Source organism: Janthinobacterium aestuarii (assembly GCF_046113285.1).
GTDB lineage: Bacteria > Pseudomonadota > Gammaproteobacteria > Burkholderiales > Burkholderiaceae_D > Janthinobacterium.
Window position 1 is genome coordinate 1,877,550 of record NZ_CP142524.1, and the last position, 24,345, is coordinate 1,901,894.

The following is a 24,345-nucleotide window of genomic DNA, read 5'->3' on the forward strand; positions in this document are numbered from 1 at the left end:
GCATTGCTGTCAGCATGGGCCGAATCCGCCTCGCTGCGCGGCGGCGTTCCTCCTGTTTTGCGACCTCACCCTGGGCTCATCATGCTGCGACGACTCTGGCATTTCCTCACCGACAGCCGCAATCTGACCATCTTCGGCTTCGTGGCGCTGGCACTGTCCCTGTACCTGGGCGCCGAGGTGCTGGAAGTGGCGCTGATCTGGGCGCTGGCCTTGCTGCTGCTGGCTTTTGTCACGTGGCTGGGCCTGTGGCTGTGGCGCCGTCGCCGCGCGCGGCGCAATGCGCAGGCGCTGGGCCAGGCCATCCTCAACGAGGCCGAGATCGCCGCCGCGCAGGCGGCCTCGTCCTCGACGGCCAGCAACACGCAGCAGGGCGAACTCGACGCCGTGCGCACGGGCATGCTGGCCGCCATCGAGACCATCAAGACCTCCAAGCTGGGCCTCAAGTCGGGCGCCGCCGCCCTGTACGAATTGCCGTGGTACATGATCATCGGCAATCCGGCCGCCGGCAAGAGCAGCGCCATCCTGCATTCGGGCCTGCAGTTTCCTTTCGCCGACGGCAAGATCGTGCAGGGCGTGGGCGGCACGCGCAACTGCGACTGGTTTTTCACCACGGACGGCATCGTGCTCGACACGGCAGGGCGCTACTCCGTCGTCGACGAGCACCGGGGCGAGTGGTTCGGCTTTCTCGACCTGCTGAAAAAATACCGGCGCAAGGCGCCCATCAACGGCATCCTCATCGCCGTCAGCATCGCCGAATTGAAGGGCGACCCCGACGTCGGCATGCAGCTGGCGCGCAGCCTGCGCAAGCGCGTGCAGGACGTCATCGAGCGCCTGGAAGTGTTCGCGCCCCTGTACATCGTGTTTACCAAGGCGGACCTGATCGCCGGCTTCACGGAGTTTTTTGCCGATGCCGAACGCAGCGAGCGCGAGCGCGTATGGGGCGCCACCATGCCCTACCAGCGCAAGCTGCCCACGACCGACTTGCTGAGTTTTTTCGACCAGAGCTTCGATGAATTGCACGATGGCTTGACGGAGCTGAGCCTGGCCAACATGGCGCACCGGCAACGCAAGACGATGGCGCCCGGCGTGTTCACCTTCCCGCTGGAATTTGCCGCCATCAAGCCGGCCCTGCGCGCCTTCATCGCCACCCTGTTCGAGGAAAACCCGTTCCAGTTCCAGCCCGTGTTCCGCGGTTTTTACTTGACCAGCGCGCTGCAGGAGGGCGAGCCCGTCAGTGCCTCGTCGCAGCAGGTGGCGCGCCGCTTCGACCTGGCCTTCGCGCCGGCCCCGGCCGCCGTGCCATCGGGCGCGCGCCAGCACGGCTATTTCCTGCTGGAACTGTTCCGCAAGGTCATTTTTGCCGACAAGCACCTGGTGGCCACCTATGCCAACCGCGCCAGGCTGCGCTTCAAATATGCCGTGTTCTTTGCCGCCACGGTGTCGCTGGGCGCCTGCCTGGGCGGCTGGAGCTGGTCCTACCTGGGCAACCGCCAACTGGTGGCCAACGTCGAGGCCGATCTGAATAAAGTCGTGAAGCTGCAGGAGAAGCGCCTGGACTTGCAATCGCGCCTGGAAGCGCTCGAAATACTGCAGGACCGCATCGAGCAGCTGGAAGCGTACCGGGAGCAAAGGCCGTGGTCCTTGCGCCTGGGCCTGTACCAGGGCGACTTACTGGAGCGCAAACTGCGCGAGGAATATTTCGCCGGCGCGCGCCAGCTCATGCTGACCCCCGTGGCGGGCGCGCTGGAAGCCTTGCTGTTCGAGATGAACGCCAGCGCCGACCAGCTGCAGCCCACGGCGCGCACGCCGCAGACGCCGGCCGCCGTATCGCCCGCTGCGGGGCCCGCCGCGCCGCGCAGCGTGCAATACCAGGCGGCCAGCGCGACGAATGTGGAAGACGCTTACAACGCGCTGAAAACCTATCTGATGCTGGCCGACAAGACGCATGCGGAGAGCAGTCACCTGAACGACCAGATGACGCGCTTCTGGCGCGGCTGGCTGGAGGGCAACCGGGGCGCCATGCCGCGCGAGCAGATGATACGCAGCGCCGAACGGCTGCTGACGTTTTACCTGGCGCAGATCGGCGACCCGTCCTGGCCGCGCATCGAGCAAAAGCTGGCGCTGGTCGACCAGGCGCGCGAAAACCTGCGCCGCGTGGTGCGCGGCATGCCGGCGCGCGAGCGCGTGTATGCCGACATCAAGGCGCGCGCTTCGACGCGCTTTCCCGGCATGACGGTGGCGCGCATCGTCGGCGAACAGGATCAGGCCCTGCTGGCGGGCAGCTACGCCGTCTCCGGCGCCTTTACGCGCCAGGCCTGGGAAAAGTTCGTCGAGGGCGCGTTTCGCGATGCCGCCAACCGCGAACTGCAAAGCGCCGACTGGGTGCTGAAAAGCGCTTCCACCGACGACCTGACCCTGGAAGGCAGTCCGGAGCAGATCGAGAAAAACCTCGTGGCCATGTACAAGGCCGACTACGCGCGCGAATGGCAAAAATTCGTGCAGGGCGTCGCCGTCGCCGACCTGAAGGGTTTTGACGGCGCCGTGCAGGCGATGAACCGCCTGGGCGACCCGCAGTCGTCGCCAATCGCCAAACTGCTGACGACGATTTACGAGGAAACCTCGTGGGACAACCCGGCGCTGCAAAATGCCCAATTGCGCAAGGCCGAGCGGGGCATCATCGCGTGGTTCAAGGAAACCGTGCTGCGTCGCGCGCCGTCGCAGCTGACGGCCAGTCCCGGCGTCAATGCGCAGCTCGATCCGGCGCGCCTGGACAAACCGATGGGCCCTGTGGGACGCGAATTTGCCGGCGTGGGCAAGCTGGTGGCGGCCAGGGACAACAATGCCTCGCTGATGCGCGCCTACCTGGAAGCGCTGTCGAAACTGCGCAGCCGCTTGAACCTGCTGAAGAACCAGGGAGACGCAGGACCGGGCGCGCGCCAGTTCATGCAGCAGACCTTGGAGGGCAGCGGCTCCGAGCTGGCCGACGCCCTGAAACTGGTCGACGAGCAGCTGCTCACGGGGATGAGCGACGCGCAAAAGCAGGCGATACGCCCCATCCTCGTGCGCCCGCTGATGCAGACCTTTGCCGTCATCGTCGCACCGGCCGAACTCGATATCAACAAGACCTGGGCGGCGCAGGTATATGAACCGTTCCAGAAATCGCTGGCCAACAAGTATCCGTTCGCGCCCACGGCGCGCATCGAGGCGAGCAACCTGGAGATCGGCCAGTTCTTCGGCCCGGAAGGCCTGGTGGCGAAATTCGTCACGACGTCGATAGGCCCCCTGGTGGTGCGGCGCGGCGACGTGCTGGCGCCGCGCACCTGGGCCGACATGGGCATCAGCCTGTCGCCGCAGGTGGTGGCGCGCTTCCCCGGCTGGATCGCGCCGCTGGGCGCGGGCGGCGTGGCGGCCACGTCGACAGCGGCGCAAACCGTGTTCCAGATCCAGCCGTCGCCCGCACCGGGCACGCTGGAATACACGGTGGAGATCGACGGCCAGCAGCTGCGCTACCGCAACACGCCGGCGCAGTGGACGAACATGGTCCATCCGGGGCCGCAGGGCGCGGCGGGCATGCAGGGGGCGCGCATCACGGCCGTCACCTTCGACGGGCGCACGGTGGAGCTGTTCAACGAGCCGGGACAGTTCGGCTTGAAGCGCATGATCGATGCGGCGAGCAAAAAGCGCAAGGATGGCGGCGTATTCGAATTGCGCTGGACGCGCGGCGAGGTGGCCGTGGCGGTCGACCTGAAAATCACCAGCAGCGCGGAAACGACGGCGACGGGTGCGGGCGGGACTGCGGCGGTGCAGGAGCAGGGCTTTCGCGGCATGCAGCTGCCCGAGACCATCGTGGGTGCGCCGGCTCCTGTGCCGGTCATCGCCGCGGCTGCGGGAGTGTCGCCATGATGCGCGCAGCGCAGCAGGTGCGCCTCGGCTACTTCGGCAAGATCCCCGCGCGCGGCGATTTCATCAAGGCTTGCGACAATCACGCGCTGGTGCAGCTGCTCGACGACTGGCTGGCGCAGGTCATGACTGCGCTGACGGTGGAACCGCGCTGGAAGCTCAATTACGACGCCTTGCCGCCGCTGCGCTTCGCCTTCGTCGGCACGCGCAGCCGGCGCGCCATCGCCGGGCGCCTCGAAGCGAGCAACGACCAGTCGCAGCGGCGCTTCCCCTTCATGGCCATGGGCGCGCTGGAAATCGACGACGCCGAAGCCTTTGTCGGCTGCAGCCCGCTGGCGCTGGCGCCGCTGTGGCAGCGCGTGGAGCAGCTGTCGCAGGGTATCGTGGCCAGCCCGGAGCCGGGTCCGGCCTTGCTGGCGCTGGCCGGCAACGTGGTGGAAATTGAACCGGCCGCGCCTGAGCACGCGGCGCGGCTGGCCGCCTTTTTGCAGGCGCAGACCGTGCATGGCCTGCAAACGATGCTCGCTTCGCCCGCGTTCCCGGTGACGGTGCGCGAATTGCTGCTGGGCCTGGGCCTGCTGCTGCAGCCGGTGCGGCGGAGCGGCTTGCCGCGCCTGGAAAAAAGCCTGGTGTTGCCGCTGCCGCAAGATGCGCAGCTGCGCGAGCTGGTGGCCAGCTTCTGGCTGCATCTGATTGCGCCTTTCCTGCGCCAGGCCGATTTCGAACTGGCGCTGTTCTTTTCCCACCTCGACGAGGCGCCCGTGCTGGTGATCGGCTTTTGCGGCGCCGACCCGCATGGCTTGCGCGCGCTGATCGATCCGCAGGCCGGCAGCGAACGGCTGATCATCTTCGACCAGCTCGACTGGGTCGAGGAGCAGCTGGGACACGCACCGGCGCTGCGCCGGTTGTCCGCCTGCCTGCAGCAGGAGCAGCTGTCGCTGCGCTCGGCCTGCGCCATGTTCACGAATACCTTTGCCTGAAGGATTGCGATGAAATCAACCGTTTTCTTCCTGCTGCTTGCCGCCGCCGTTCCCTGCATCGCCCAGACGCAGGCGCAAGCGCCGCAGACGCCGATGCCGGGGCAGATCCTCGTCACGGGCACCCTGGCCGACGAGGCGGGCAAGGCGGCCGTGCTGGCCCGCCTGCGCGAACTGTATGGCGCCGAGCGCGTGGTCGACCAGATCAGCGTCGGCAACGTGGCCGTGCCGGCCAACTGGAACGCTTACGTGCAAAAGCTGATCGCGCCGAACCTGAAGCTCATTTCGCGGGGGCAGATCAGCATAGCCGGCAACAACGTCAGCGTGCGCGGCGAGGTGGCGAACGAGGCGCAGCGCCAGCAGATCGCCAGCGACATCGCCACCAGCCTCAATCCCACCTACACCGTCAACAATGGCTTGCGGGTCAAGGCGGCCGAGGCCGAGCAGGGCTTGCTCGATGCGGCGCTCGATAAACGCATCATTGAATTCGACAGCGGCAAGGCCACCATCACGCCGGCCGGCCAGGCCATCCTCGACGAGATGGCGGCCGCCATGCTCAGGCTGCGGGGCCGCAAGGTGGAGGTGATCGGCCATACGGACGACACGGGCCTGCGCGCCAGCAACGTGGCCCTGAGCCAGGCACGGGCCGAAGCCGTGCGCGCCTACCTGGCCAGCAAGGGCGTCGCGGCCGATACCGTGCTGGTGTCGGGCCAGGGGCCGGACCGTCCCGTGGCCAGCAACGCCACGACCGATGGCCGGGCGAGGAACCGGCGCATCGAGTTCCGCATTGCTCAATGAAGCACGCGTAATGGGACATGCGCGATGATCAGGGTAAGGTAATGGTCAGGTGCGCGGGCCGCGGCGCCAGCTTGACCAGGTCCGCATACGCGGCCAGGGTCGTTTGCGTGCCGCGCGTCAGATGCGTTTTCAGACCGAGGTAGGCGCAGATGGCCAGCAGGGCGAAAAAGCTCGACAGCGCCCACAGCGGCACGTCGCTGCCGCGTTTGTTGACCACCTGGTCGGGGCGTTCCGCGCGCGGCGCGAAGCCGCGGCTCTTGCCCTTGATGTGGGCGATTTCGTCGCCCAGGCGCGCCGTCAGGTAGCTGAGTTTTTCGCCGCCGTCGATCGCATACTTGCCCTGGAATCCCAGCAATAAGCACATGTGGAACACCTGCAGCGCCTGCACGCGCATGGCGCCCTTGCCGCGCAAGGCGTCGAGGCGGTCGAAGAAGTGTTCGCCGGCCAGCTGGTCGCCGAAGATCAGCAGCTGCAGCGGGCGCCGCTCCCACTGCTTGCGCAGGGCGAACGGCGAGGCGAGGATGATTTCATCGACGGCCGCGCAGAACGCATACTTGGCCGCCTCGATATCGTCGCCATCGGCGCGGATCTTTTTCGCTTCGCGTTCGAAGTCGTCGAGGAAGGCCGTGATGCGGTCCATGAAGCTTTGCTCGTCGCCGGGCGCCGAACCGTGCTTCAGCATGAACAGCATGTAAAAGCCTTCGTGCATCAGGTCCAGCAGGGCGCTGCCCGCATGCCGGCTGCCGCCTGCCGGGGCGGCACCGCGTGGTCCCAGCAGGGAGGGCGCCGCGCGCCGTTCGATGAGCTGGCTCATGCCGTCACCGCGATCAGTTCCAGCTGCAGGTCGCGTATGCCGGCCGGCACGTAGACGGAAATCGACTGCGCCTTGAGCATCTGTTCGTACAGCGCGCCGCGGTTTTCAATCGCAAAATAATAGGTGTCGGGCCGCACGGGAATGGCCGCCGGCACTTGCGGCGCATGCGACAGTTTCAGGCCGGGCATGGCCGTGAGCACGCATTTTTCCACGTCGTCGGGCGCGCCCACCTTGACGCGCACGGGCACCACGTCCACCAGCTCTATGGCGGGCATGGCGGCGCGTATCGCCAGGTACAGGGTGGTGTGCTGGTCGATCTTGCCCGAATCGAGCTTGCCCAGGTAGTACGAGGGCTTGTCTTCCAGCAGGGCGATGGAAAAATACTTCGACGAGATGACGGTGTCGAGCAGTTCGCGGATGATGGCGTCGATGGCATCGAAGCAGGCGCCCGGCTGCGCGTGGTCGTAGGCGGGCAGGCTGGCCAGGGTGTAGTGCTTGGAGTAGCTGAGCAGGCCGCCCGCCAGGCCCAGCAGCGCCTCGTACAGGCGCTCCGGATGCAGGGCCGGGTGGCGCACATAGTGCATCAGCGCGGCGGCGGCCGTGCTGACCGTGTGCAGCAGCCAGAACGAGGACACGTCGCCCGAGCGGAATTCGATCACGTTGCGGCTCGGTTCGCGGTGGTGGCCGTGCAGCGCGCTCACTTTCGCCTGCAAGGCGTCGAGCAGGTGTTCCAGCACGCCTTGCAGGCGCGGCGCGCCGGCGATCGCCAGGCTGGGCGCCATGAACGAGGGCAGGGGTTCGAAGCCGCCCGATACCGTGCGCCGCAGGGCGATCAGAGGCAGGCAGTCGTAGGAGCCGCGCGCCTCGCTGTCGGGAATCAGGCGCACGGTCTTTTTCAGATAGGCCACGTCGGCCACGGCGGACTCCGTAAACAGGTCGGGCGTGGCGTGCATGGCGTGCGCGAAGCGCGTGGCCGCCGGCGTACCCGCATTTGGCGCCTGCGCCGTGTAATTCACGCCTTCGCGGTTGAGGATGGGCAGGGCCGCGTAATACGTCACTTCCTGCACCGCCGGCGGCAGCGCTTCCAGGTCCACCGGCGGGGGCAGGATATCGCTGCCGGGCGCGCCGTCGCCCAGTGCCTCGAACACTTCGCCGTCGCGGAAGATGGCCGACAGCGCCTGCAGGCGCAGGGTGCCCGTCTTCAGCGCCGCCAGGTCCCACTCCATGTGCGCCACGCCCCACAGGTAGGGATGCAGCGCGCTGGCCGTGTGATGCAGGCGCGCTTCGTGATACTGGTCCTGGCGCTGGAAATGCTGCGGCCGCAGGAACAGGCCTTCTCCCCACAAGACTTTCGCTGCCATGCCCATCTCGTTTCTCCTTGAATGTGTGGCGTGTCTGTTGGTGCTATTGGCAGCGCGGGGCCGACAGCGTGGACGTGCCGCTGATGCTGAGCGCGCAGGCATGCAGGCCGACGGTGATGCCGCTGCGTTCCGCGTCGGCGGCGGCAAAGGTGGCGCGCCAGCGCTGTGTCGCAGGCGCGCGGAACAGGGCCACGACGCCGATGAAATACGCTTCTTTGCTGACTTTTTCCTGTACTTCGTAGCGCTGGCCCGGCACCAGCAGCACCTCTTTGACTTCCATCAGGTCGGCGCCCAGCGCCGCTTTTTCGCGCTGCGCGTCGAGGAAGCTGTCGTAAGGCGCCTGCTCGAAGGCGGCGCTCTGGCGCAGCTTGTAGATGCGCGCCACCAGCGCCAGCGGCCGGCCGTCGGCATCGGTGTTCAGGCGCTGCGCCGCGTGCAGGCGGATGCTGACGTTGCGCGGCGGCTGCTGCGCGTCGGGCAGTTCCGGCGGCGGCTTGGCCACGCCGGCCATTTGCAGCGCCGCGTTGGCCAGGGTGCCGAGGGCGCCGCCCGCGCAGCCGGTCAGCAGCAACGCTTGCAGCAATGCCAGCAACGGTAGCGCGGTGGCGCGGGCCGGGCGGACCAGGGCGTCAGGTGGCATGGGCGACCTTTGCAAGATGAAGTGTGGAAACAAAAGTGTTGCAGTCATTTAAACGCATGCACGGGCGACCTGCTTGCGTTGGCGCAAGATCGGTCTGCGATCAAGACAATTACTGCGCCAGATCAGGATTCATGTCGTCCTGCGCGGCTGCAGCGTGGAACTTCTTCTTTGCTGATTAATCTCAATTTGGTAAAAAATTGCCGATCAATAATAGTCTTCACGCCGCCCATCTTTCCCAGCGGTAGCGTCCTCCACGTGAAGGAGTACCCCGATGAAGCCAGCCACGATATCGCTCCGTATTGTCTGCCTTGCCAGCGCCTTGCTGCTGGCCGCCTGCGCCACGCCGGACCAGTCGGCGTCCCCAAAACCTGCCGCGGCGACCCTGGCGCAAGTGATGAGCGACGCCGATGCGGCGGCGCGCGCCGGCCAGTACGAGCGTGCCATGACCCTGCTTCAGCGCGGCGGCGCGAGCTATCCCGCCGACAAGGCGCCGTGGCTGCAAATGGCGCAGATGAAGTTCGACCGCGGCCAGTACGGCGACGCCATCGGCCATGCGCTTGAAGCGCTGGAGCGCGACCCGGACGACAAGGTGGCCAACAGCATCGTCGCCGTCAGCGGCTTGCGCCTTTCCGGCAAGGCGCTGGCCGATCTGTCGCGGCAAAATAATCTGAATGGTTCGTTGCGCTCGGAAGCGCAGGACCTGGCCAAGCTGCTGCGCGCAAGCATAGGCGAAGACGTCCTGGTGCCGCCGGCCAGGCGCCCGCCGGCGGCCGGCAAGCGCGCGGCCGGTTCCGGTACGCCGGCGGCGAAGGGCGCGGCGCAGCAAGGCAGCGCGGCCGACCCGTTCAGCGGCCTGAAATAAGCGAGCATCCCCACCATCTCCTTGCAAAGGAAGCGACATGTCCAAGTCCGACAGCGTGCAAAAACGCCTGAAGCAGGTACGCGCGCCGCGCGTGCAAATGACCTATGACGTCGAGATCGGCGACGCGATTGAAAACAAGGAGCTGCCCTTCGTGGTCGGCGTGCTGGGCGACTTTGGCGGCAACCCTGACAGCGAGAAAAAACGCCTGAAGGACCGCAAGTTCGTTTCCATCGACAGCGCCAATTTCGATGAAGTGCTGTCCGGCGTGGAGCCGGTGGCCCGTTTCGCCGTGCCGAACCGTATCAGCGAGGCGGGCGGCACGTTCGCCGTCGATCTGCACTTCCGCTCGATGGACGACTTCCGCCCGGAATCGGTGGTGCGCCAGGTCGATCCCTTGCGCAAGCTGCTCGAGGCGCGCACCAAGCTGGCCGACCTGCGCAACAAGCTGGCCGGCAACGACAAGCTGGAAGACTTGCTGACGGAAGTGCTGAACAACACGGACAGCCTGGCTACCCTGAAACCGCAGTTCCCGGCGCAGGAGGATTGAGATGAGTACCCAGGCAGAGGCCCTAGCAGTATCCACGCCCGGCGCGCCGGCCGCGACCGATTTGCTCGACCAGATCGTCGAGCAAAGCCGCGTCGCCAAGTCCGGTGCCGAACATGCGCGCGCGCGCGACCTGATCTCGGAACTGGTGGCCCAGGTACTCGACGGCACGGTGCTGATGTCGAGCAGCCTGTCGGCCACCTTGGACGCGCGCGTGGCGGAGATCGACCGCCTGATCTCGGCCCAGCTCAGCGAAATCATGCACGCGGCGCCGTTCCAGCAGCTCGAACAAAGCTGGACGGGGCTGCGCTACCTGGTCGGCAATTCCGACACGGGCACGCGCCTGCAGATCCGCATGTTCAACGCCACCAAGCGCGAACTGGTGAAGGATTTCCAGGCCGCGCTGGAGTTCGACCAGAGCAGCATGTTCAAGAAGGTGTATGAAGAGGAATTCGGCACCTTCGGCGGTGCGCCATTTGCCGCGTTGCTGGGCGACTTCGCCATCTCGCGCCAGCCGGAAGACATGTATTTCGTCGAGCAGATGTCGCACGTCGCCGCCGCCGCGCACGCGCCCTTCATCGCCTCGGCTGCGCCGGAACTGTTTGGCCTGGAAAGCTACGGTGACCTGGGCAAGCCGCGCGACCTGGCCAAGGTGTTCGATACCGTCGAGTACGCGAAATGGAAAGCCTTCCGCGAATCCGAGGACGCCCGCTACGTCGGCCTGACCTTGCCCCGCTTCCTGGGCCGGCTGCCGTTCAATCCCGTCGACGGCACCACGGTCGACGGTTTTAACTTTGTCGAGGAAGTCGACGGCAGCGATCATCACAAATACCTGTGGTGTAACGCCGCGTATGCGTTTGGCAGCAAGCTGACGCGCGCCTTTGCCGACTACGGCTGGTGCGCCGCCATCCGCGGCGTGGAGGGCGGCGGCCTGGTGGACGACCTGCCGACCCACACCTTCAAGACGGACGAGGGAGACGTGGCCCTGAAATGCCCGGCCGAAGTGGCGATCACCGACCGGCGCGAAAAGGAGTTGTCGGACCTGGGCTTCATCTCGCTGGTGCATTGCAAGAACACGGCGTATGCGGCGTTTTTCGGCGCGCAGTCGGCGCAGAAAAGCCGCAAGTACAACAGCGACGCGGCCAACGCCAACGCGGTGCTGTCGTCGCAGCTGCAGTACATCTTCGCCGTCTCGCGCATCGCGCACTACATGAAGGCCATGATGCGCGACAAGATCGGCAGCTTTGCCGCCGCCTCCAGCGTGGAAGATTTTCTGAACCGCTGGCTGATGCAGTACGTGCTGCTCGACGATAACGCCAGCCAGGAACAGAAGGCGCAGTTCCCGCTGCGCGAAGCGTCCGTGCAGGTGCATGAAGTACCGGGCCGGCCCGGCGTGTACCGCGCCGTGTCGTTCCTGCGGCCGCACTTCCAGCTCGATGAATTATCCGTTTCGCTCCGACTGGTCGCGGAGTTGCCGAAGTCGACCAATTCCTGAATCACCCATCTTTCAACCAGAGGAGCACACCATGGCAATCGATGTATATCTGCAGATAGACGGCATCAAGGGCGAGTCCACCGATGACAAGCACAAGGACTGGATCGAATGCAAATCGGTCAGCTGGAGCGTCGAGCAGCCGAAGTCCGCCACCGCTTCGACGGGCGGCGGCCACACGGCCGAACGCTGCGAACACAAGGACATCGTCATCTCCAAGCTGGCCGATCTGGCCTCGCCGGTGCTGCTGCAGACCTGCTCGGCCGGCAAGACCATCCCCAAGGCGCGCTTCGAATTCATGCGCGCCGACGGCCAGGGGGAGCGCGTCAAGTATTTTGAAATCGAAATCGAGAACGTATTGATCGGCGCCGTGACGCCGAATGTGGAAGAAGGCGACATCCTCGGTGAACACGTCGGCTTCAAATTCTCGAAAGTGAAGTGGAAATACACGCAGCAAAAAGTGACGGGCGGCGCCGGCGGCAATACCTCGGGCGGCTGGGACCTGGCCGCGAACCGCGTGGCTTGATCCATGGTGCGCGGCGCGCGGCGGCCACCTTCGCCGCGCGCCGCGCCGATTTTTCAGGAGAGCGCATGGACAGTTATGTACCTGGCCTGTTTGACCGCCTGATGGATGACGGCGGCAGTGCGGCGGGCGGCGTGGCGGTGCGCCTGTCGCTGGAACAATTGAAGGATGCGGTGGCGCGCGACCTGGAGGAACTGCTCAACACGCGCGTGGCCCTGCCGCCCGGCGCGCTCGACGCCTATCCGGAATGCGCGGCCTCCATCGTCAACTATGGCCTCATCGATTTCGCCGGCATGTGCCTGTCCAGCAGCGATGACCGCGCCCGCATCTGCGCCGCGCTGAAGGCGGCCATCGAACGCCATGAACCGCGCCTGCGCAATGTGCGCGCCCGCCTGGAGCGCGAAGCGGGCAGCATCAACCGCGTCGGCTTCGTCATCAGCGGCACCCTGGCCGTGATGGCAGGCGGCGAGGCGGTCAATTTCGACGCCGTGCTGCAGCCGTCGTCGCTGCGCTATTCGATCAACCGCAAGGGAGCCGCCGCATGAGCAATCATTTGAAAACCCTGATCGCCAAACTCAATGACACGGCGCGCACGGCCGCCACCCGCGCCGCCGCCATCTGCGTGGGACTCGGCCAGTACGAAGTCGATGTCGAGCACCTGTTCCTGGCGCTGCTGGAGCAGGAGCGCAGCGATTTCGTCACCATCGCGCGGCGCAGCGAAATCAGCCTGACGGCGCTGGAGGCGGATTTGCGCCGCGAGATCGGCGGCTTCCGGACGGGCAGCGCGCGCACGCCCGTGTTTTCGCGGCACTTGCCGCTGCTGTTCGAACACGCCTGGCTGATCGCTTCGCTGGACACGACGCGGCCAGGGCCCATCCGCAGCCGCCATCTGTTGCTGGCGCTGCTGACGGAGCCGGAACTGTCGCAGCTCGCGTACCGCGGCTCGAAGCTGTTCGCCCGCTTCAGCGTGGAGCAGTTGAAACACCATCCGGACAAGCTGACGGCAGGTTCTGATGAAGAGGAAAGCGCGGCAGTGCCGCAGCTTGCCGACCTGTCCGCAGATCCTGTTGCCGCCCTGGCCAGCAAAACTCCGGCGCTGGACCAGTTCACCACCGACCTGACGCAGCTGGCGCGCGACGGCACGCTCGATCCCGTGATCGGCCGCGAGGCCGAGATACGCCAGGCCGTCGACATCCTGCTGCGCCGGCGCCAGAACAATCCGATACTCACGGGCGAGGCGGGCGTGGGCAAGACGGCCGTGGTGGAAGGCCTGGCCCTGCGCATCGCCGCCGGCGACGTGCCCGAGGTGCTGCAGGGCGCGCACATCCACGCGCTCGACATGGGCTTGCTGCAGGCCGGCGCCAGCGTGAAGGGCGAGTTCGAAAGCCGGCTGAAAAATGTCATCGACGAGGTGGCGAAAAGCCCGCACCCCGTGATTCTCTTCATCGACGAGGCGCACACCATGATCGGCGCCGGCGGCCAGGCGGGACAGAACGACGCGGCCAATCTGCTGAAACCGGCGCTGGCGCGCGGCGCCCTGCGCACCATCGCCGCCACCACCTGGAGCGAGTACAAAAAGTACTTTGAAAAGGATGCGGCGCTGGCGCGGCGCTTCCAGGTGGTGAAGGTGGAAGAGCCGAGCGAAGACATCGCCTGCGCCATGCTGCGCGCCATGGCGCCGCTGATGGAGCGCCATTTCGGCATCCGCGTGCGCGACGCCGCCATCGTCGAGGCGGTACGCCTGTCGCACCGCTACATCAGCGGGCGTCAGCTGCCCGACAAGGCCATCAGTGTGCTCGATACGGCGTGCGCCAAGGTGGCGCTGGGCCAGCGCGCCACGCCGGCGCAGCTGGAAAACGCGAACCGGCGGCAGGAACGCATCGGTGCGGAAATCGCCGCCCTGAGCCGCGAGGCGGCCGATGGCGAAGCGCCCGACAAGGCCGGCGCCGCGCGCCTGGCGCAGCTGCGGCGCGAGCATGACGAAGGACAGGCGCAGATCGCGGCGCTGGCGCAGCGCTGGGAGCGCGAGAAAACGCTGGTGGCGCAGATCGGCGACTTGCGCGCGCAGCTGCGCGGCGAGCGGCCGGGCGAGATCGGCGCGGCGCGCCTGCTGGCGCTGAAGGAAGAGCTGGCGGCCCTGCAGGGAGAAGCGCCGCTGTCGCCGCTGGAAGTCGATGCGCAGGTGGTGGCCGGCATCGTCGCCGGCTGGACCGGCATCCCGCTGGGAAAAATGCTCAAGGACGAGATCCGCACGGTGCTGACCCTGGAGGGCGCGCTGCGCGAACGGGTGCTGGGACAGGACCACGTCATCGACGCGGTGGCGCAGCGCGTGCGCACGGCGCGCGCCAGCCTGGACGACCCGAACAAGCCGCAAGCCGTGTTCCTGTTCACGGGGCCGTCGGGCACGGGCAAGACGGAAACGGCGCTGGCGCTGGCCGATCTGCTGTACGGCGGCGAGCGCAAGCTCATTACCATCAACATGAGCGAGTACCAGGAAGCGCACAGCGTGGCCGGCCTGAAAGGCTCGCCGCCCGGCTATGTCGGCTATGGCGAGGGCGGTGTGCTGACGGAAGCCGTGCGGCGCCAGCCCTACAGCGTGGTGCTGCTCGACGAGGCGGAAAAAGCCCACCCCGACGTGCTCGAATTGTTCTTCCAGGTGTTCGACAAGGGCGTGCTCGATGATGCGGAAGGGCGCGAAGTCGATTTTCGCAACACCATCATCATCGCCACGTCGAACCTGGGTTCCGGCGCCATGATGGCCGCCTGCCTGAACCGGGTCGCGCAAGACTTGCCCACGCCGGCCGCGCTGGAAGAACTGGTGCGCCCGCAACTGGTGGCGCACTTCAAGCCGGCCCTGCTGGGGCGCCTGAAAGTGCTGCCATTTTTTCCCCTGAACGACGCGGTGCTGGCCGAAATCATCGCCCTGAAGCTGGCGAGGATAGGCGCGCGCATCGCGCGCAACCACCAGGCGCAGTTCAGCCATGACGCGGGCCTGGTCGACGCCGTGCTGGCGCGCTGCACCGAGGTCGATTCGGGCGCGCGCAATGTCGATCAAATTCTGAACGGCAGCCTGCTGCCGGCGATCGCCGAAGCGGTGCTGGCGCGCATGGCCGCAGGCGAGCCGCTCGCGTCGATACGCGTCACTGCAAATAAGCAGGGGCAGTTCAAATACACCATCAAATAACGTCAGCAAGTAACGTCACCCCGCGGAGGGCACCATGTTCAATCTGGAGCAGTTGCTGCACCCCGTCAGCGCCGTCAGTCCCTGCGGCGAAGACATCACCTTCAGCCAGGAGCTCGATGCCATCGCGCGCGCGCGCCAGCACGACGACCCGAGCCTGGACCAGGGCGAGTGGGTGACGGCGCTGAAGGAAGCCGACTGGCCTTTCGTGGCGACGCGCTGCGAACAGCTGATCGCCACGCACAGCAAGGATTTGCGCGTGGCCGTGTGGCTGGCCGAGGCGCACGCGAAAACGCGCCATTTCCGCGGCCTGGGCGACGGCTACGCGCTGTTGGCCGGCCTGTGCGAGCGCTATTGGGATGGCCTGTATCCGCCGGCGGAAGAGGGCGACCAGGAACAGCGCATCGGCAATGTCTTCTGGCTGCTCTCGCGCACGCCGCAGCTGCTGCGCGAGATCCCGCTGACGGATGGCGCCGACGGCCTGTTTTCGCTGCAGGATTTCGATGCGGCGCGCCAGCGTGCGGCCGTCAGCCTGGCGCCGGGCGCGGCGGAGCAGGGCTGGGGCGATGCGCGCCACGACGAAGGCGTGACCCTGGCGCAGATGGAGGCGGCGCGGCAAAGGAACTCGCGCGCCTTTTCCGACGGCCTGCTGGCCGATGCCCAGTACTGCATGCAGTCGCTGCTGGCGTTCGAACGCAGCGTCGACGCGCGTTTCGGCGTCGACGGTCCGAGTTTTCGCGCCGCGCGCGAAGCGCTGGAAAACGCCATTCATTTCATCGCGCCGCTGTCACCGGATGCGGACTTTGCCGGTGTGCCGAGGGCCGCTGGCCAGGGCGCTGACGCAGGCGCAGGCGGGGGCGCCATCGTGCAGCGCCAGCAGGCGCTGGCCCAGCTGCGTCAGGTGGCCGATTTTTTCCGCCGCACGGAGCCGCACAGCCCCGTCGCCTACCTGGCCGACAAGGCTGCCAGCTGGGGCGAGCTGCCGCTGCACCTGTGGCTGCGCGCCGTCGTGAAGGATTCAAGCACCCTGGCGCAACTCGACGAAATGCTGGGCACGAACAGCGCGAACGGATGATTGGTTTGCGCGCTTCCATGCTAATCTTCCGGCATGTCCAGAATGTTCATCCTGCCTGCCGCGCTATGCCTGTTCCTCGCTGCCAGTGCGCGGGCGGAGGGGGCGACGCCGCTGGTGATCTATGGCGACGACGATTATCCGCCGTACTCCTACGTCGACAACGGCCAGCTGAAAGGCATCTACACGGAGATCGTGCGCGAAGCCGTGCAATCGATGCCGCAATATGCGGTGCAACTGCGTCCCGTGCCGTGGAAACGGGGCGTGCTGATGCTGCAGACTGGCGAGGCGTTTGCCCTGTATCCGCCGTATTCGTGGCGCAGCGAGCGGCCGTACGTGCGCTATTCCGTGCCGTTGCTGATGGAGCAGCTGGTGGTGCTGTGCAACCAGGACGTGCTGGCGAAGCGCGCGCTGCGGCAATGGCCCGCCGATTACGGCGGCCTGCACATCGGCGTGAACGCGGGTTTTTTGCTGGGCGATGCGCAACAGACGGCAGCCCTGCAAGCGGCCAGCATCGTGTTCGATACGGCCAAGGGCACGCGCACGAATCTGCTCAAGCTGATGCGCGGGCGTATCGATTGCTATGTCAGCGACCGCCTGTCGGCGCAATGGGAATTGCAGCGCATCCGGCGCGAGGGTGCGCCGGGCACGCCGATGCAGGCGATACAGGAAACCGCGCAGCTGGCCAGCCAGCAGGGCCACCTGGGTTTTACGGAGCGCCGGCCTGCCGCCTACCCTTATCGCGATGACTTTATCGAACAATTCAATGCGGCCATCGTGCGCATGCAAGCCAATGGCGCAATCCGCCGCATCCTGGACCGCGCGCTGCTGCCCTGACTGATTCAACCCGATGGAGAAAAACATGAAAAGAATATTATTGCTATGTGTGCTCGTGCTGGCCGGCTGCGTAGGCCGGCCCGAGAATATTGTGCCAGTTAGCAACTTCGACACGACCCGTTATCTGGGCAAATGGTATGAGATCGCGCGCCTCGACCATTCGTTCGAGCGGGGCCTGAGCCACGTGACGGCCGACTACAGCCTGCGCCAGGATGGCGGCCTGAAAGTGCTCAACCGCGGCTACAAGGATGCGGACGCGAAGTGGAAGGAAGCGGAAGGCAAGGCGTACTTCGTCGACAAGAAAGACGTCGGCTATCTGAAAGTGTCTTTTTTCGGTCCCTTCTATGGTTCCTACATCGTGTTTGATTTGGACCAGCAAGATTACAGTTATTCCATGATCAGCGGCCCCGACAAATCCTACTTCTGGTTGCTGTCGCGCACGCCCACCATGGATCCTGCCTTGCAGCGGCGCCTGATCGAGAAAGCCGGCGGCTTGGGTTTCGATACATCAAAATTGATCTATGTGAAGCAAAACTGACCTTGCTTGCCTGCCGCCCGTTCGTGGCGGCATACCGTCTTCTGGTTGTTGCTTTTCTGCATGTTATTTCTTGCAATACCACTCTGATTCACTCACAATCTGCTCCAAAGTGGTGCGCTGCGGCGTGCTGCCATTCTGGTGACGCGCCTGCCGTTGCGCCACCGCCCGTGATTGCCGCACGGCAGATGCCTGCTATATTGATACGTAGCAGCACGTCGGTTTCGTGGCGTCTGTGCATTGTTTTTTTCAGATAGGAATCACGCAATGAAAAACCTCAAAATCGGCGTACGTCTCGGTGGCGGTTTTGCCGCCGTCCTGCTCCTGTTGACGACCCTGACCGTGGTGGGCATCGTGCAGATGCAAAGCGCCAGCAAGGAAACCGATGCGCTGGTCAACGTCAAGGTGCGCAACGAGCGCCTGATCGGTGAATGGACCAAGGTCATCGAGGTGAACGCGGCGCGCACGGCGGCGGCCTGGAAAGTCGGCGATCCCGAACACCAGAAGCAGTTTGAACAGGAAATGGCCGTCTCGTCGGCACGCGCCACGGAAATTCAGAACGCTATCGGCAAAAGCGAGCTGAATGCCGAAGAGCAATCGCTGTACCAGGAGGTGCTGAGCACGCGCAAGGCTTACACGGAAGTACGCAAGAATGTGTTCAAGGCCAAGAATGCGGGCGATCTGGAACTGGGCAAGCGCCTGTACGAAGGCGACATGGTCGCCAAGCGCGACATCTATCTGGCGTCGTTGAAGAAGCTGGAACTGCTGGAAGCCAAATTGCTCGACGAAACGGCTGCGCAAATTCGTTCGCGCTACGAAAACGGCCGCCTGCTGCTGATCTCGCTGGGCGTGGTGGCCATCTTGCTGGGCATTGCCTGCGCCTACTGGATCACGCGCTCGATCACGCGTCCCATCACGCGTGCAGTCGAGGTGGCGCAAGCCGTTTCCGCCGGCGACCTGACCAGCCATATCGTCGTGGAAAGCCGCGATGAGACGGGACAGTTGATGCACGCGCTGAAAAACATGAACGATAAACTGGTCAGTATCGTGGGTCAGGTGCGCGCCGGCACCGAATCGATCAGCACGGCGTCGAGCGAAATCGCGGCCGGCAACCTGGACTTGTCGTCGCGCACGGAAGAGCAGGCCAGTTCGCTGGAAGAGACGGCATCGTCCATGGAAGAGCTGACCTCCACCGTGAAACTCAACGCCGACAATGCGCGCAGCGCCAACCAGCTGGCCATCGACGCCTCGCAGATCGCCAGCAAGGGTGGCGTGGTGGTCTCGGAAGTGGTCAGCACCATGGGCTCGATCAACGATTCCTCGCGCAAGATCGTCGACATCATCAGCGTCATCGACGCCATCGCCTTCCAGACGAATATCCTGGCCCTGAACGCGGCCGTCGAAGCGGCCCGCGCCGGCGAGCAGGGCCGTGGTTTTGCCGTCGTGGCCTCCGAGGTGCGCAACCTGGCGCAGCGCTCCAGCGCGGCGGCCAAGGAAATCAAGGGCTTGATCGACGATTCCGTGCAAAAGGTCGAGGCCGGTTCGCAACTGGTGGACAAGGCGGGCCGCACCATGGACGAGATCGTGCAAAGCATCAGCCACGTGACGCAGATCATGAACCAGATCACCGACGCCAGCGATGAGCAGCGCACCGGCATCGAACAAGTCAACCGGGCCATCGGCCAGATGGACCAGGTGACGCAGCAAAACGCGGCCCTCGTGGAAGAAGCGGCGGCGGCGGCCGAATCCATGCAGGAACAGGCGGCCAAGCTGGCCGACGTGGTGGGCGTGTTCAAGCTCGATGCCACGCAGCAATATGCATCGGCCAGTGCTGCTCCGTCCGTGACGGCGTCTGCGCCCATCAAAGCTGCGGTGCGGCCTGCCATGCGGCACGCCACGCCGCGGACGCCAGCACCCGCCGTGGCCGCGCCTGCGCCGGGCAAGGCGGCGCCAGCGGACGCTGTGCGCGCACGCACACCGAAGACGACGGTGGCATCCGGTGCCGACGACTGGGAAGAGTTTTAAGCGCAGGTGTTTTAAGCGCAGCTTTCCCTTGGCATGGCGTGGGCGCTACAATCGCGGCTTGAAGACAGCCGCGAACGCGCTCCGCCATGACCACCCGCCGTACCTCCCGCTCTATTTCCAGCGCGATCGCCAGCCCTGGCGCCGCATCCTCCTTCAAGGCTGAACCCGCCAAACGCGCACGCTGCCCGGTCTGCCTGCGCGCTGCGTCCAGCTGCATTTGCCGCTGGACTGCCCCCGTCGCCCACGCCGTGGACGTGCTGATCCTCCAGCATCCGCTGGAAGTCCACAACGCCAAGGGCAGCGCCCGCTTGCTGCATCTGAGCCTGCCCAACAGCCGCCTGCTGATGGGCGAACAGTTCGCCCCGGACGCGCTCGCCGAACTGCTGGCCGACAAGCACAACGTCCTGCTGTACCCGGATACGCCAGGCGACCGTTCGCTGGGCATCGCGCCGCCGCCAGCGCTCGACCCGTCCATCTTGCTCGATCCGGCCCGATTTTCGAGCCAATTGCGGCTGGTGGTACTGGACGCCACCTGGCGCAAGAGCCGCAAGATGCTGTATCTGAATCCCCTGTTGCAACAGTTGCCGCGCCTGCCGCTGCGCGATACACCCGCTTCCCATTATTTGATCCGCAAGGCGCATGCGCCAGACCAGTTATCGACCCTGGAAGCGACGTGCTATGCCCTGATGCAGTTGGAGCAGGACGCTTCCCGCTTCGTTCCCTTGATCACGGCATTTGACGGGTTTGTCGCGCAGCAGTTGAGTTATGTCATGCCGCATGGCGAAAAAGCTTGAAACGACAGCACGTTAGCCCTTGATCTTGGCCGCACAGCGGCATAGTATACTGTACGTATATACAGTTGATGGGGCCGTTCATGAAAGCAATCATTCCAGAGCACGATGACAGCTTCGCCGGGCAGGCCATGTTGCCGCCGCAATCGCTGAAAGCGCAAAAGGGGCGCGGGGCCGTCTCGAATCTGCAGGGGCGTCACGAGACGCATGCGCGCGCCGGTTTCGATGACGGCTGGAGCGTGGGCGGCCTGGACGAGGCAGCTGGGGAGGCGGCGGCGCCGGGATGGAAGACGCAGGTCAGCGACGAACAGGCGCGCACCATTCTCACGCGCAACGCTTCGCCCGATTTGCCCTTCAACGTGTCGCTGAACCCGTACCGGGGGTGTGAACATGGCTGTATTTATTGCTTTGCCCGCCCCACGCACAGCTATCTGGGCCTGTCGCCGGGCCTGGATTTCGAAAGCCGCATCTACGCCAAGGTGAACGCCCCCGAACTGTTGCGGCGCGAACTGGCCAAGCCGTCGTATGTGCCCGAACCGATCGCCCTGGGCGTCAATACCGATGCGTATCAGCCGTGCGAACGCGAACGGCAGCTGACGCGGCGCGTGCTGGAAGTGCTGCACGAATGCGACCACCCCGTGGCGCTGATCACGAAATCATCGCTGATCGAGCGCGATATCGACATGCTGGCGCCCATGGCGGCCAGGCGCCTGGCTGCCGTGGCCGTCACTGTCACGACGCTGGACCCGGCCATCGCGCGCACCCTGGAGCCGCGCGCGGCCGCCCCGGCGCGGCGCCTGCGCACCATCCGCACCCTGACGGAGGCGGGTATTCCCGTGGGCGTGAGCATCGCGCCCATCATCCCGTTCGTGACGGAGCCGGAAATCGAGCAGCTGCTCGAAGCCGTGCGCGACGCGGGCGCCATCCACGCCCATTACGTGGTGCTGCGCCTGCCGTGGGAAGTGAGCCCCTTGTTCCAGCAATGGCTGGAAGCGCACTTTCCGGAGCGTGCCCAGCGCGTGATGAACCGGGTGCGCGAAATGCGTGGCGGCAAGGATTACGACAGCGCGTTCGGCGCGCGCATGCGCGGCGAGGGTGTGTGGGCTGACCTCATCCGCCAGCGCTTTGAAAAGGCCGTGCACCGGCTGGGGCTGCACGGCAAGGGCGGCCGCTTCAAGCAGCTCGATTGCACGCAATTCCGCCGGCCGCTGGTGGTGCCGCCGCTGGGTGCAAAGGTAAGGAAGGGCAATGCGGGGCAGTTGGATTTGTTCTAGCGCATGCAGCGTGGACGGGGCGGAAAGGGCCGGCGTCCGACGCAGTCCCCGCTTCCGGCAGAGGCCAGAAGGCGGGGATACTGCTGGCCGAATCGGTGTTTATTGGCAGATGGCAAAGGTGCCATTCACGCCTTGCCAGTGAATCGCACCGCGCCGGGCGCAGCAGGCGCTGCAATTGTGGGCCGTCGGGCCGCCTATCGGCCCGTGCGTATCGAAGCACTGGCCCTGGCCCGTGTTGGTCGGTCCGCAGGCGGACGGCTGCATACCGCTCGCGTGCGGGCCGCTGGCTTGCGCATTGATAGGGCCACGCGCGCTGCGCGAAACAGGCGGGCTTTGTAGTGGGAGTCGCATCGCTGTCCTTCCTCAATCGTGGGTGATGCCGGCAGGTTGAACGGGCGACGAGAAACGCATCGCCCGCAGGCATGCCGGGTTTAGCCGGAATGGCTCGATCCTGCTGGCTTGATCAGCAAACGGTGGCGGCGCAAGCAGCCAGGCAGAGTTGCTGTGCGGTGCCGCTCAAGGCGCTGCAACCCATTTGGCACAGGGTGCAGGCAATGCCGGAAGGGGCGACACCCTGGCTGATGGCGGAGATGCTGGGGCTGCGTTGTACGGCTTTGGCTTGCAATGGCAGATTGTTCATTTTAAAACTCCTTGTGGTGGCGCCGCCGCGGGCAACGGCAATGGGTGTGCGTACCGAAGTACGGTGCTGATCGTTTCCCGCCAACGACCGTATGCTGAAGCGCGTGTATGCATCGCTGCGCCCACGTGCCCCGACAATTCAAATGCTGTTGGGGTTAGCGTTGCGACCAGTAGCGCACTGCGCCGACGCTGACCGGTATCACGTCGCTGACGTCGACGGCGAAACGGGCGACCGTGTTGGCTACCTGCAGGTTTTCCGGGTTGAAGAAGGTCATGATGATGTCGTAGCACTCGGAGCCTGGGCGGCACACGGGGCTCTGTTGCACGACGATGGTATCGAGCTGCATGCCGGTGGTCTTGGCCAGCATTTCCGCCGCTTGCATGGCATTCGTGGCCGAGAAGTTGAGCGCGCGGTCCATGCCCGTGACGCCCAGGTTGCGGAAGTCGTAATAGATGCGGTTCAGGAAGTTTTCCAGGCGCGCGCCCGTGTTGCTGCTGTTGATGTCCAGGCTGTCCTGCACCGCCATCAGGCTGTCGATCAGCTGCGGCACATTCCAGCTGAACATGCCCCGGATGGCCGGCTGGATCACGGGAACGACCTGGCCGGACATCAGCCTGGCGGCGCCCGAGATTATGCCGGGAAACGAATTCATGACGACCAGGCCATCGATGGTGCCGACATAGGCCTCGAACAGCAGTTCATAGGTCAGGTCGGCATACGGACCGACGGGGACGACCGCGTAAATCGGCGTGGCGTCCAGGTTGACGGTCCAGGTCAGCGATTGGCGGAAATATGGCTTTGAGCGCAGGAATTCGATCAATTGCTGCGGATCGCTCGGATTGTTTCTGTCCAATGGCATGGCCTGGACAAAGGAATCGCGGCGCGCTTCGCTGCCGAAGTCGATGCCCAGGTTGCCCAGTGCATACACCAGCGTCGGACCCTTGGCAGCACCGCCGCCGCAGCCGCAATCGGAGGCATCGATGCCGGAAGCGGCGATGCCTTGTCGCGCAGCGCCGGCAGGGGCGGCGAGCGTGGCCGGGGAGGAGGTTTCCAGCATGGGGATGCTGAGCGGATGCGCCTGCGCGGAAGTGTCGGCATTGGCTGGGCTCGCTTCAATCACAGTATCGTCTGACATTTCAATTTTCCCTTTTAATAATAGTTGAGTGGCGCCCGGCACATTCAATGTCCCAGTCAGGAGGCGGCGACAGTCCAGCTCGCCATTGGTGTTGCAACGCGTTGCGCTCTGCAGCAGTGCGCTGCAAACTCCACGAGGGTCAGGACGATCCCCATGTTGGTGTTGCCGGCATAGCAGCAAGGCTGCGATGGCCGAGACGATCGGGGTGGCAAAGCTGGTGCCGCTGTTGACGCGCACGCGCCCCGCGGGAGCGGCGCCGAGGATGTCGGTGCCCGGTGCCATGAGGCCGCGCGAGCGGTAGGCTTCGCCCCAGTTGCTGTTGGGCATGGGAGCGCCTTGCCGGTCCAGGGCGCCGACCACCAGCGTGTACTCGATGGAGGCGGGGATGTGCAGGCAATCGCAACCGTCATTGCCTGCCGCCGCCACCAGCAGGACGTTGCGTTCATGGCACAGTTGTATGGCTTTTTGCAGCAGGCCATCGGCGGCGCCGCTGTCGGACAGTTCGCCGCCGCTGACGTTGATGATGTGCGCGCCGTGCTCGACGGCCTGGGTGATGGCGCGGGCCAGGTCGAGCTGCGTGCATTGCATCAAGGTGCCGTCGGCGCGGTCGGCAAAGATGGGCAGGATCAAGCCCCGACAATGGGGGGCCAGGCCCGTGACGGGGCTGCCGGGCTGGCCAAAGATGATGCTGGCGACGTGCGTGCCGTGCTGCGATGCCCGGCCGCTGCCGCTGGAGCCCGTGGCGAGGGTATCGATCCGTTGCAGCCTGGCCCCGGCAAAACAGGGGTGGCTGGTATCGACGGGACCGTCGAGCACGGCGATGCAGATGTCGGCACAGCCGATGTTGCCTTCTTGTAAGGCAGCCAGGCCGGGCAGCAAGCCATGATTGGCCAGGCTGTCCTGGGTGGTGGATTCTTCCATAATCGTCGGCACGGCCGGGCTCC

20 protein-coding genes are annotated in these 24,345 nt (G+C 65.4%); 15 read left to right on the top strand and 5 right to left on the bottom strand.

The window, feature by feature from the left end:
• Positions 1–81: 81 nt before the first annotated feature.
• The 3 genes from tssM to OX462_RS08430 are packed head-to-tail and all read left to right on the top strand — an operon-like array spanning position 82 to position 5,675.
• On the top strand, positions 82–3,903 hold the full coding sequence (tssM, locus tag OX462_RS08420; protein ID WP_409028173.1) for a type VI secretion system membrane subunit TssM: 3,822 nt from the start codon (positions 82–84) through the stop codon (positions 3,901–3,903).
• Positions 3,900–4,880 carry a type VI secretion system-associated protein TagF gene (gene tagF / locus OX462_RS08425; RefSeq protein ID WP_409028174.1) on the top strand — a complete coding sequence of 327 codons (981 nt, stop codon included), beginning with the start codon at positions 3,900–3,902 and terminating at the stop codon, positions 4,878–4,880. The genes tssM and tagF overlap by 4 nt, the downstream gene beginning before the upstream one ends.
• Before the next feature lie 9 nt (positions 4,881–4,889).
• Positions 4,890–5,675, top strand: a complete 786-nt coding sequence (locus tag OX462_RS08430; protein WP_409028175.1) for an OmpA family protein — start codon at positions 4,890–4,892, stop codon at positions 5,673–5,675.
• A 28-nt stretch (positions 5,676–5,703) separates the two neighbouring features.
• Here the strand turns inward: OX462_RS08430 and icmH are convergent, their stop codons facing one another.
• Genes icmH through tssJ form a run of 3 tightly spaced genes read right to left on the bottom strand, consistent with a single transcriptional unit; the run spans position 5,704 to position 8,490 of the window.
• Positions 5,704–6,489, bottom strand: a complete 786-nt coding sequence (gene icmH / locus OX462_RS08435; protein ID WP_070311259.1) for a type IVB secretion system protein IcmH/DotU — start codon at positions 6,487–6,489, stop codon at positions 5,704–5,706.
• Positions 6,486–7,856, bottom strand: coding sequence for a type VI secretion system baseplate subunit TssK (gene tssK / locus OX462_RS08440; RefSeq protein WP_070311262.1), 1,371 nt, complete (start codon positions 7,854–7,856; stop codon positions 6,486–6,488). The genes icmH and tssK overlap by 4 nt, the downstream gene beginning before the upstream one ends.
• Positions 7,857–7,893: 37 nt before the next feature.
• A complete protein-coding gene (tssJ, locus tag OX462_RS08445) occupies positions 7,894–8,490 on the bottom strand; it encodes a type VI secretion system lipoprotein TssJ (RefSeq protein ID WP_409028176.1) in 597 nt (198 codons plus the stop codon).
• 271 nt (positions 8,491–8,761) lie between these two features.
• Here tssJ and OX462_RS08450 point away from each other — a divergent pair, with 271 nt between their 5' ends.
• The 12 genes from OX462_RS08450 to OX462_RS08505 all read left to right on the top strand — a co-directional run bounded on the left by OX462_RS08450 (position 8,762) and on the right by OX462_RS08505 (position 21,626).
• Positions 8,762–9,352 carry a tetratricopeptide repeat protein gene (locus OX462_RS08450; RefSeq protein WP_070288791.1) on the top strand — a complete coding sequence of 197 codons (591 nt, stop codon included), beginning with the start codon at positions 8,762–8,764 and terminating at the stop codon, positions 9,350–9,352.
• A 37-nt stretch (positions 9,353–9,389) separates the two neighbouring features.
• The gene (gene tssB / locus OX462_RS08455; RefSeq protein WP_121670092.1) at positions 9,390–9,899 is read left to right on the top strand and encodes a type VI secretion system contractile sheath small subunit; all 510 of its coding nucleotides are present in this window, start codon (positions 9,390–9,392) and stop codon (positions 9,897–9,899) included.
• 1 nt (position 9,900) lies between these two features.
• Positions 9,901–11,391: a type VI secretion system contractile sheath large subunit gene (gene tssC / locus OX462_RS08460; protein ID WP_070224152.1), complete on the top strand. Its 1,491-nt coding sequence runs from the start codon at positions 9,901–9,903 to the stop codon at positions 11,389–11,391.
• Between the two features lie 31 nt (positions 11,392–11,422).
• Entirely contained in the window at positions 11,423–11,914 is a 492-nt protein-coding gene (locus OX462_RS08465; protein WP_034750126.1) for an Hcp family type VI secretion system effector, read from the top strand.
• Positions 11,915–11,979: 65 nt separating this feature from the next.
• Complete coding sequence (gene tssE / locus OX462_RS08470) at positions 11,980–12,456, top strand: type VI secretion system baseplate subunit TssE (RefSeq protein WP_409028177.1); 477 nt, start codon at positions 11,980–11,982, stop codon at positions 12,454–12,456.
• Positions 12,453–15,095 (top strand): type VI secretion system ATPase TssH, encoded by a 2,643-nt coding sequence (tssH, locus tag OX462_RS08475; RefSeq protein WP_409028178.1) that lies wholly within the window; start codon positions 12,453–12,455, stop codon positions 15,093–15,095. The genes tssE and tssH overlap by 4 nt, the downstream gene beginning before the upstream one ends.
• A gap of 34 nt (positions 15,096–15,129) precedes the next feature.
• Positions 15,130–16,167 (top strand): type VI secretion system protein TssA, encoded by a 1,038-nt coding sequence (gene tssA, locus OX462_RS08480; RefSeq protein WP_409028179.1) that lies wholly within the window; start codon positions 15,130–15,132, stop codon positions 16,165–16,167.
• A 33-nt stretch (positions 16,168–16,200) separates the two neighbouring features.
• A complete protein-coding gene (locus tag OX462_RS08485) occupies positions 16,201–17,001 on the top strand; it encodes a substrate-binding periplasmic protein (RefSeq protein WP_070288787.1) in 801 nt (266 codons plus the stop codon).
• A gap of 25 nt (positions 17,002–17,026) precedes the next feature.
• Positions 17,027–17,539: a lipocalin family protein gene (locus OX462_RS08490; RefSeq protein WP_409028180.1), complete on the top strand. Its 513-nt coding sequence runs from the start codon at positions 17,027–17,029 to the stop codon at positions 17,537–17,539.
• Positions 17,540–17,803: 264 nt separating this feature from the next.
• Positions 17,804–19,561 carry a methyl-accepting chemotaxis protein gene (locus tag OX462_RS08495; protein WP_409028181.1) on the top strand — a complete coding sequence of 586 codons (1,758 nt, stop codon included), beginning with the start codon at positions 17,804–17,806 and terminating at the stop codon, positions 19,559–19,561.
• Positions 19,562–19,647: 86 nt separating this feature from the next.
• The gene (locus OX462_RS08500) at positions 19,648–20,355 is read left to right on the top strand and encodes a tRNA-uridine aminocarboxypropyltransferase (protein ID WP_409028182.1); all 708 of its coding nucleotides are present in this window, start codon (positions 19,648–19,650) and stop codon (positions 20,353–20,355) included.
• An 80-nt stretch (positions 20,356–20,435) separates the two neighbouring features.
• Positions 20,436–21,626, top strand: a complete 1,191-nt coding sequence (locus tag OX462_RS08505) for a PA0069 family radical SAM protein (RefSeq protein ID WP_373633087.1) — start codon at positions 20,436–20,438, stop codon at positions 21,624–21,626.
• A 463-nt stretch (positions 21,627–22,089) separates the two neighbouring features.
• On the opposite strand, the gene OX462_RS08510 is transcribed toward OX462_RS08505, so the two are convergent.
• Positions 22,090–22,266 (bottom strand): hypothetical protein, encoded by a 177-nt coding sequence (locus tag OX462_RS08510; protein ID WP_180279128.1) that lies wholly within the window; start codon positions 22,264–22,266, stop codon positions 22,090–22,092.
• Between the two features lie 154 nt (positions 22,267–22,420).
• The gene (locus tag OX462_RS08515) at positions 22,421–24,334 is read right to left on the bottom strand and encodes a cyanobactin maturation protease PatG family protein (RefSeq protein ID WP_409028183.1); all 1,914 of its coding nucleotides are present in this window, start codon (positions 24,332–24,334) and stop codon (positions 22,421–22,423) included.
• Positions 24,335–24,345 lie beyond the last annotated feature (11 nt).

What these genes read in the sequence shown, in the direction of transcription:
- tagF (WP_409028174.1), top strand. Translation starts at nt 3,900, where the DNA reads ATGATGCGCGCAGCGCAGCAGGTGCGCCTCGGCTACTTCGGCAAGATC.
- OX462_RS08490 (WP_409028180.1), top strand. Translation starts at nt 17,027, where the DNA reads ATGAAAAGAATATTATTGCTATGTGTGCTCGTGCTGGCCGGCTGCGTA.
- OX462_RS08485 (WP_070288787.1), top strand. Translation starts at nt 16,201, where the DNA reads ATGTCCAGAATGTTCATCCTGCCTGCCGCGCTATGCCTGTTCCTCGCT.
- OX462_RS08510 (WP_180279128.1), bottom strand. Translation starts at nt 22,266, where the DNA reads ATGAACAATCTGCCATTGCAAGCCAAAGCCGTACAACGCAGCCCCAGC.
- OX462_RS08430 (WP_409028175.1), top strand. Translation starts at nt 4,890, where the DNA reads ATGAAATCAACCGTTTTCTTCCTGCTGCTTGCCGCCGCCGTTCCCTGC.
- tssC (WP_070224152.1), top strand. Translation starts at nt 9,901, where the DNA reads ATGAGTACCCAGGCAGAGGCCCTAGCAGTATCCACGCCCGGCGCGCCG.
- OX462_RS08500 (WP_409028182.1), top strand. Translation starts at nt 19,648, where the DNA reads ATGACCACCCGCCGTACCTCCCGCTCTATTTCCAGCGCGATCGCCAGC.
- OX462_RS08505 (WP_373633087.1), top strand. Translation starts at nt 20,436, where the DNA reads ATGAAAGCAATCATTCCAGAGCACGATGACAGCTTCGCCGGGCAGGCC.
- tssK (WP_070311262.1), bottom strand. Translation starts at nt 7,856, where the DNA reads ATGGGCATGGCAGCGAAAGTCTTGTGGGGAGAAGGCCTGTTCCTGCGG.
- OX462_RS08450 (WP_070288791.1), top strand. Translation starts at nt 8,762, where the DNA reads ATGAAGCCAGCCACGATATCGCTCCGTATTGTCTGCCTTGCCAGCGCC.
- tssB (WP_121670092.1), top strand. Translation starts at nt 9,390, where the DNA reads ATGTCCAAGTCCGACAGCGTGCAAAAACGCCTGAAGCAGGTACGCGCG.
- tssJ (WP_409028176.1), bottom strand. Translation starts at nt 8,490, where the DNA reads ATGCCACCTGACGCCCTGGTCCGCCCGGCCCGCGCCACCGCGCTACCG.
- OX462_RS08495 (WP_409028181.1), top strand. Translation starts at nt 17,804, where the DNA reads ATGAAAAACCTCAAAATCGGCGTACGTCTCGGTGGCGGTTTTGCCGCC.
- icmH (WP_070311259.1), bottom strand. Translation starts at nt 6,489, where the DNA reads ATGAGCCAGCTCATCGAACGGCGCGCGGCGCCCTCCCTGCTGGGACCA.
- OX462_RS08465 (WP_034750126.1), top strand. Translation starts at nt 11,423, where the DNA reads ATGGCAATCGATGTATATCTGCAGATAGACGGCATCAAGGGCGAGTCC.
- tssE (WP_409028177.1), top strand. Translation starts at nt 11,980, where the DNA reads ATGGACAGTTATGTACCTGGCCTGTTTGACCGCCTGATGGATGACGGC.
- tssA (WP_409028179.1), top strand. Translation starts at nt 15,130, where the DNA reads ATGTTCAATCTGGAGCAGTTGCTGCACCCCGTCAGCGCCGTCAGTCCC.
- tssM (WP_409028173.1), top strand. Translation starts at nt 82, where the DNA reads ATGCTGCGACGACTCTGGCATTTCCTCACCGACAGCCGCAATCTGACC.
- tssH (WP_409028178.1), top strand. Translation starts at nt 12,453, where the DNA reads ATGAGCAATCATTTGAAAACCCTGATCGCCAAACTCAATGACACGGCG.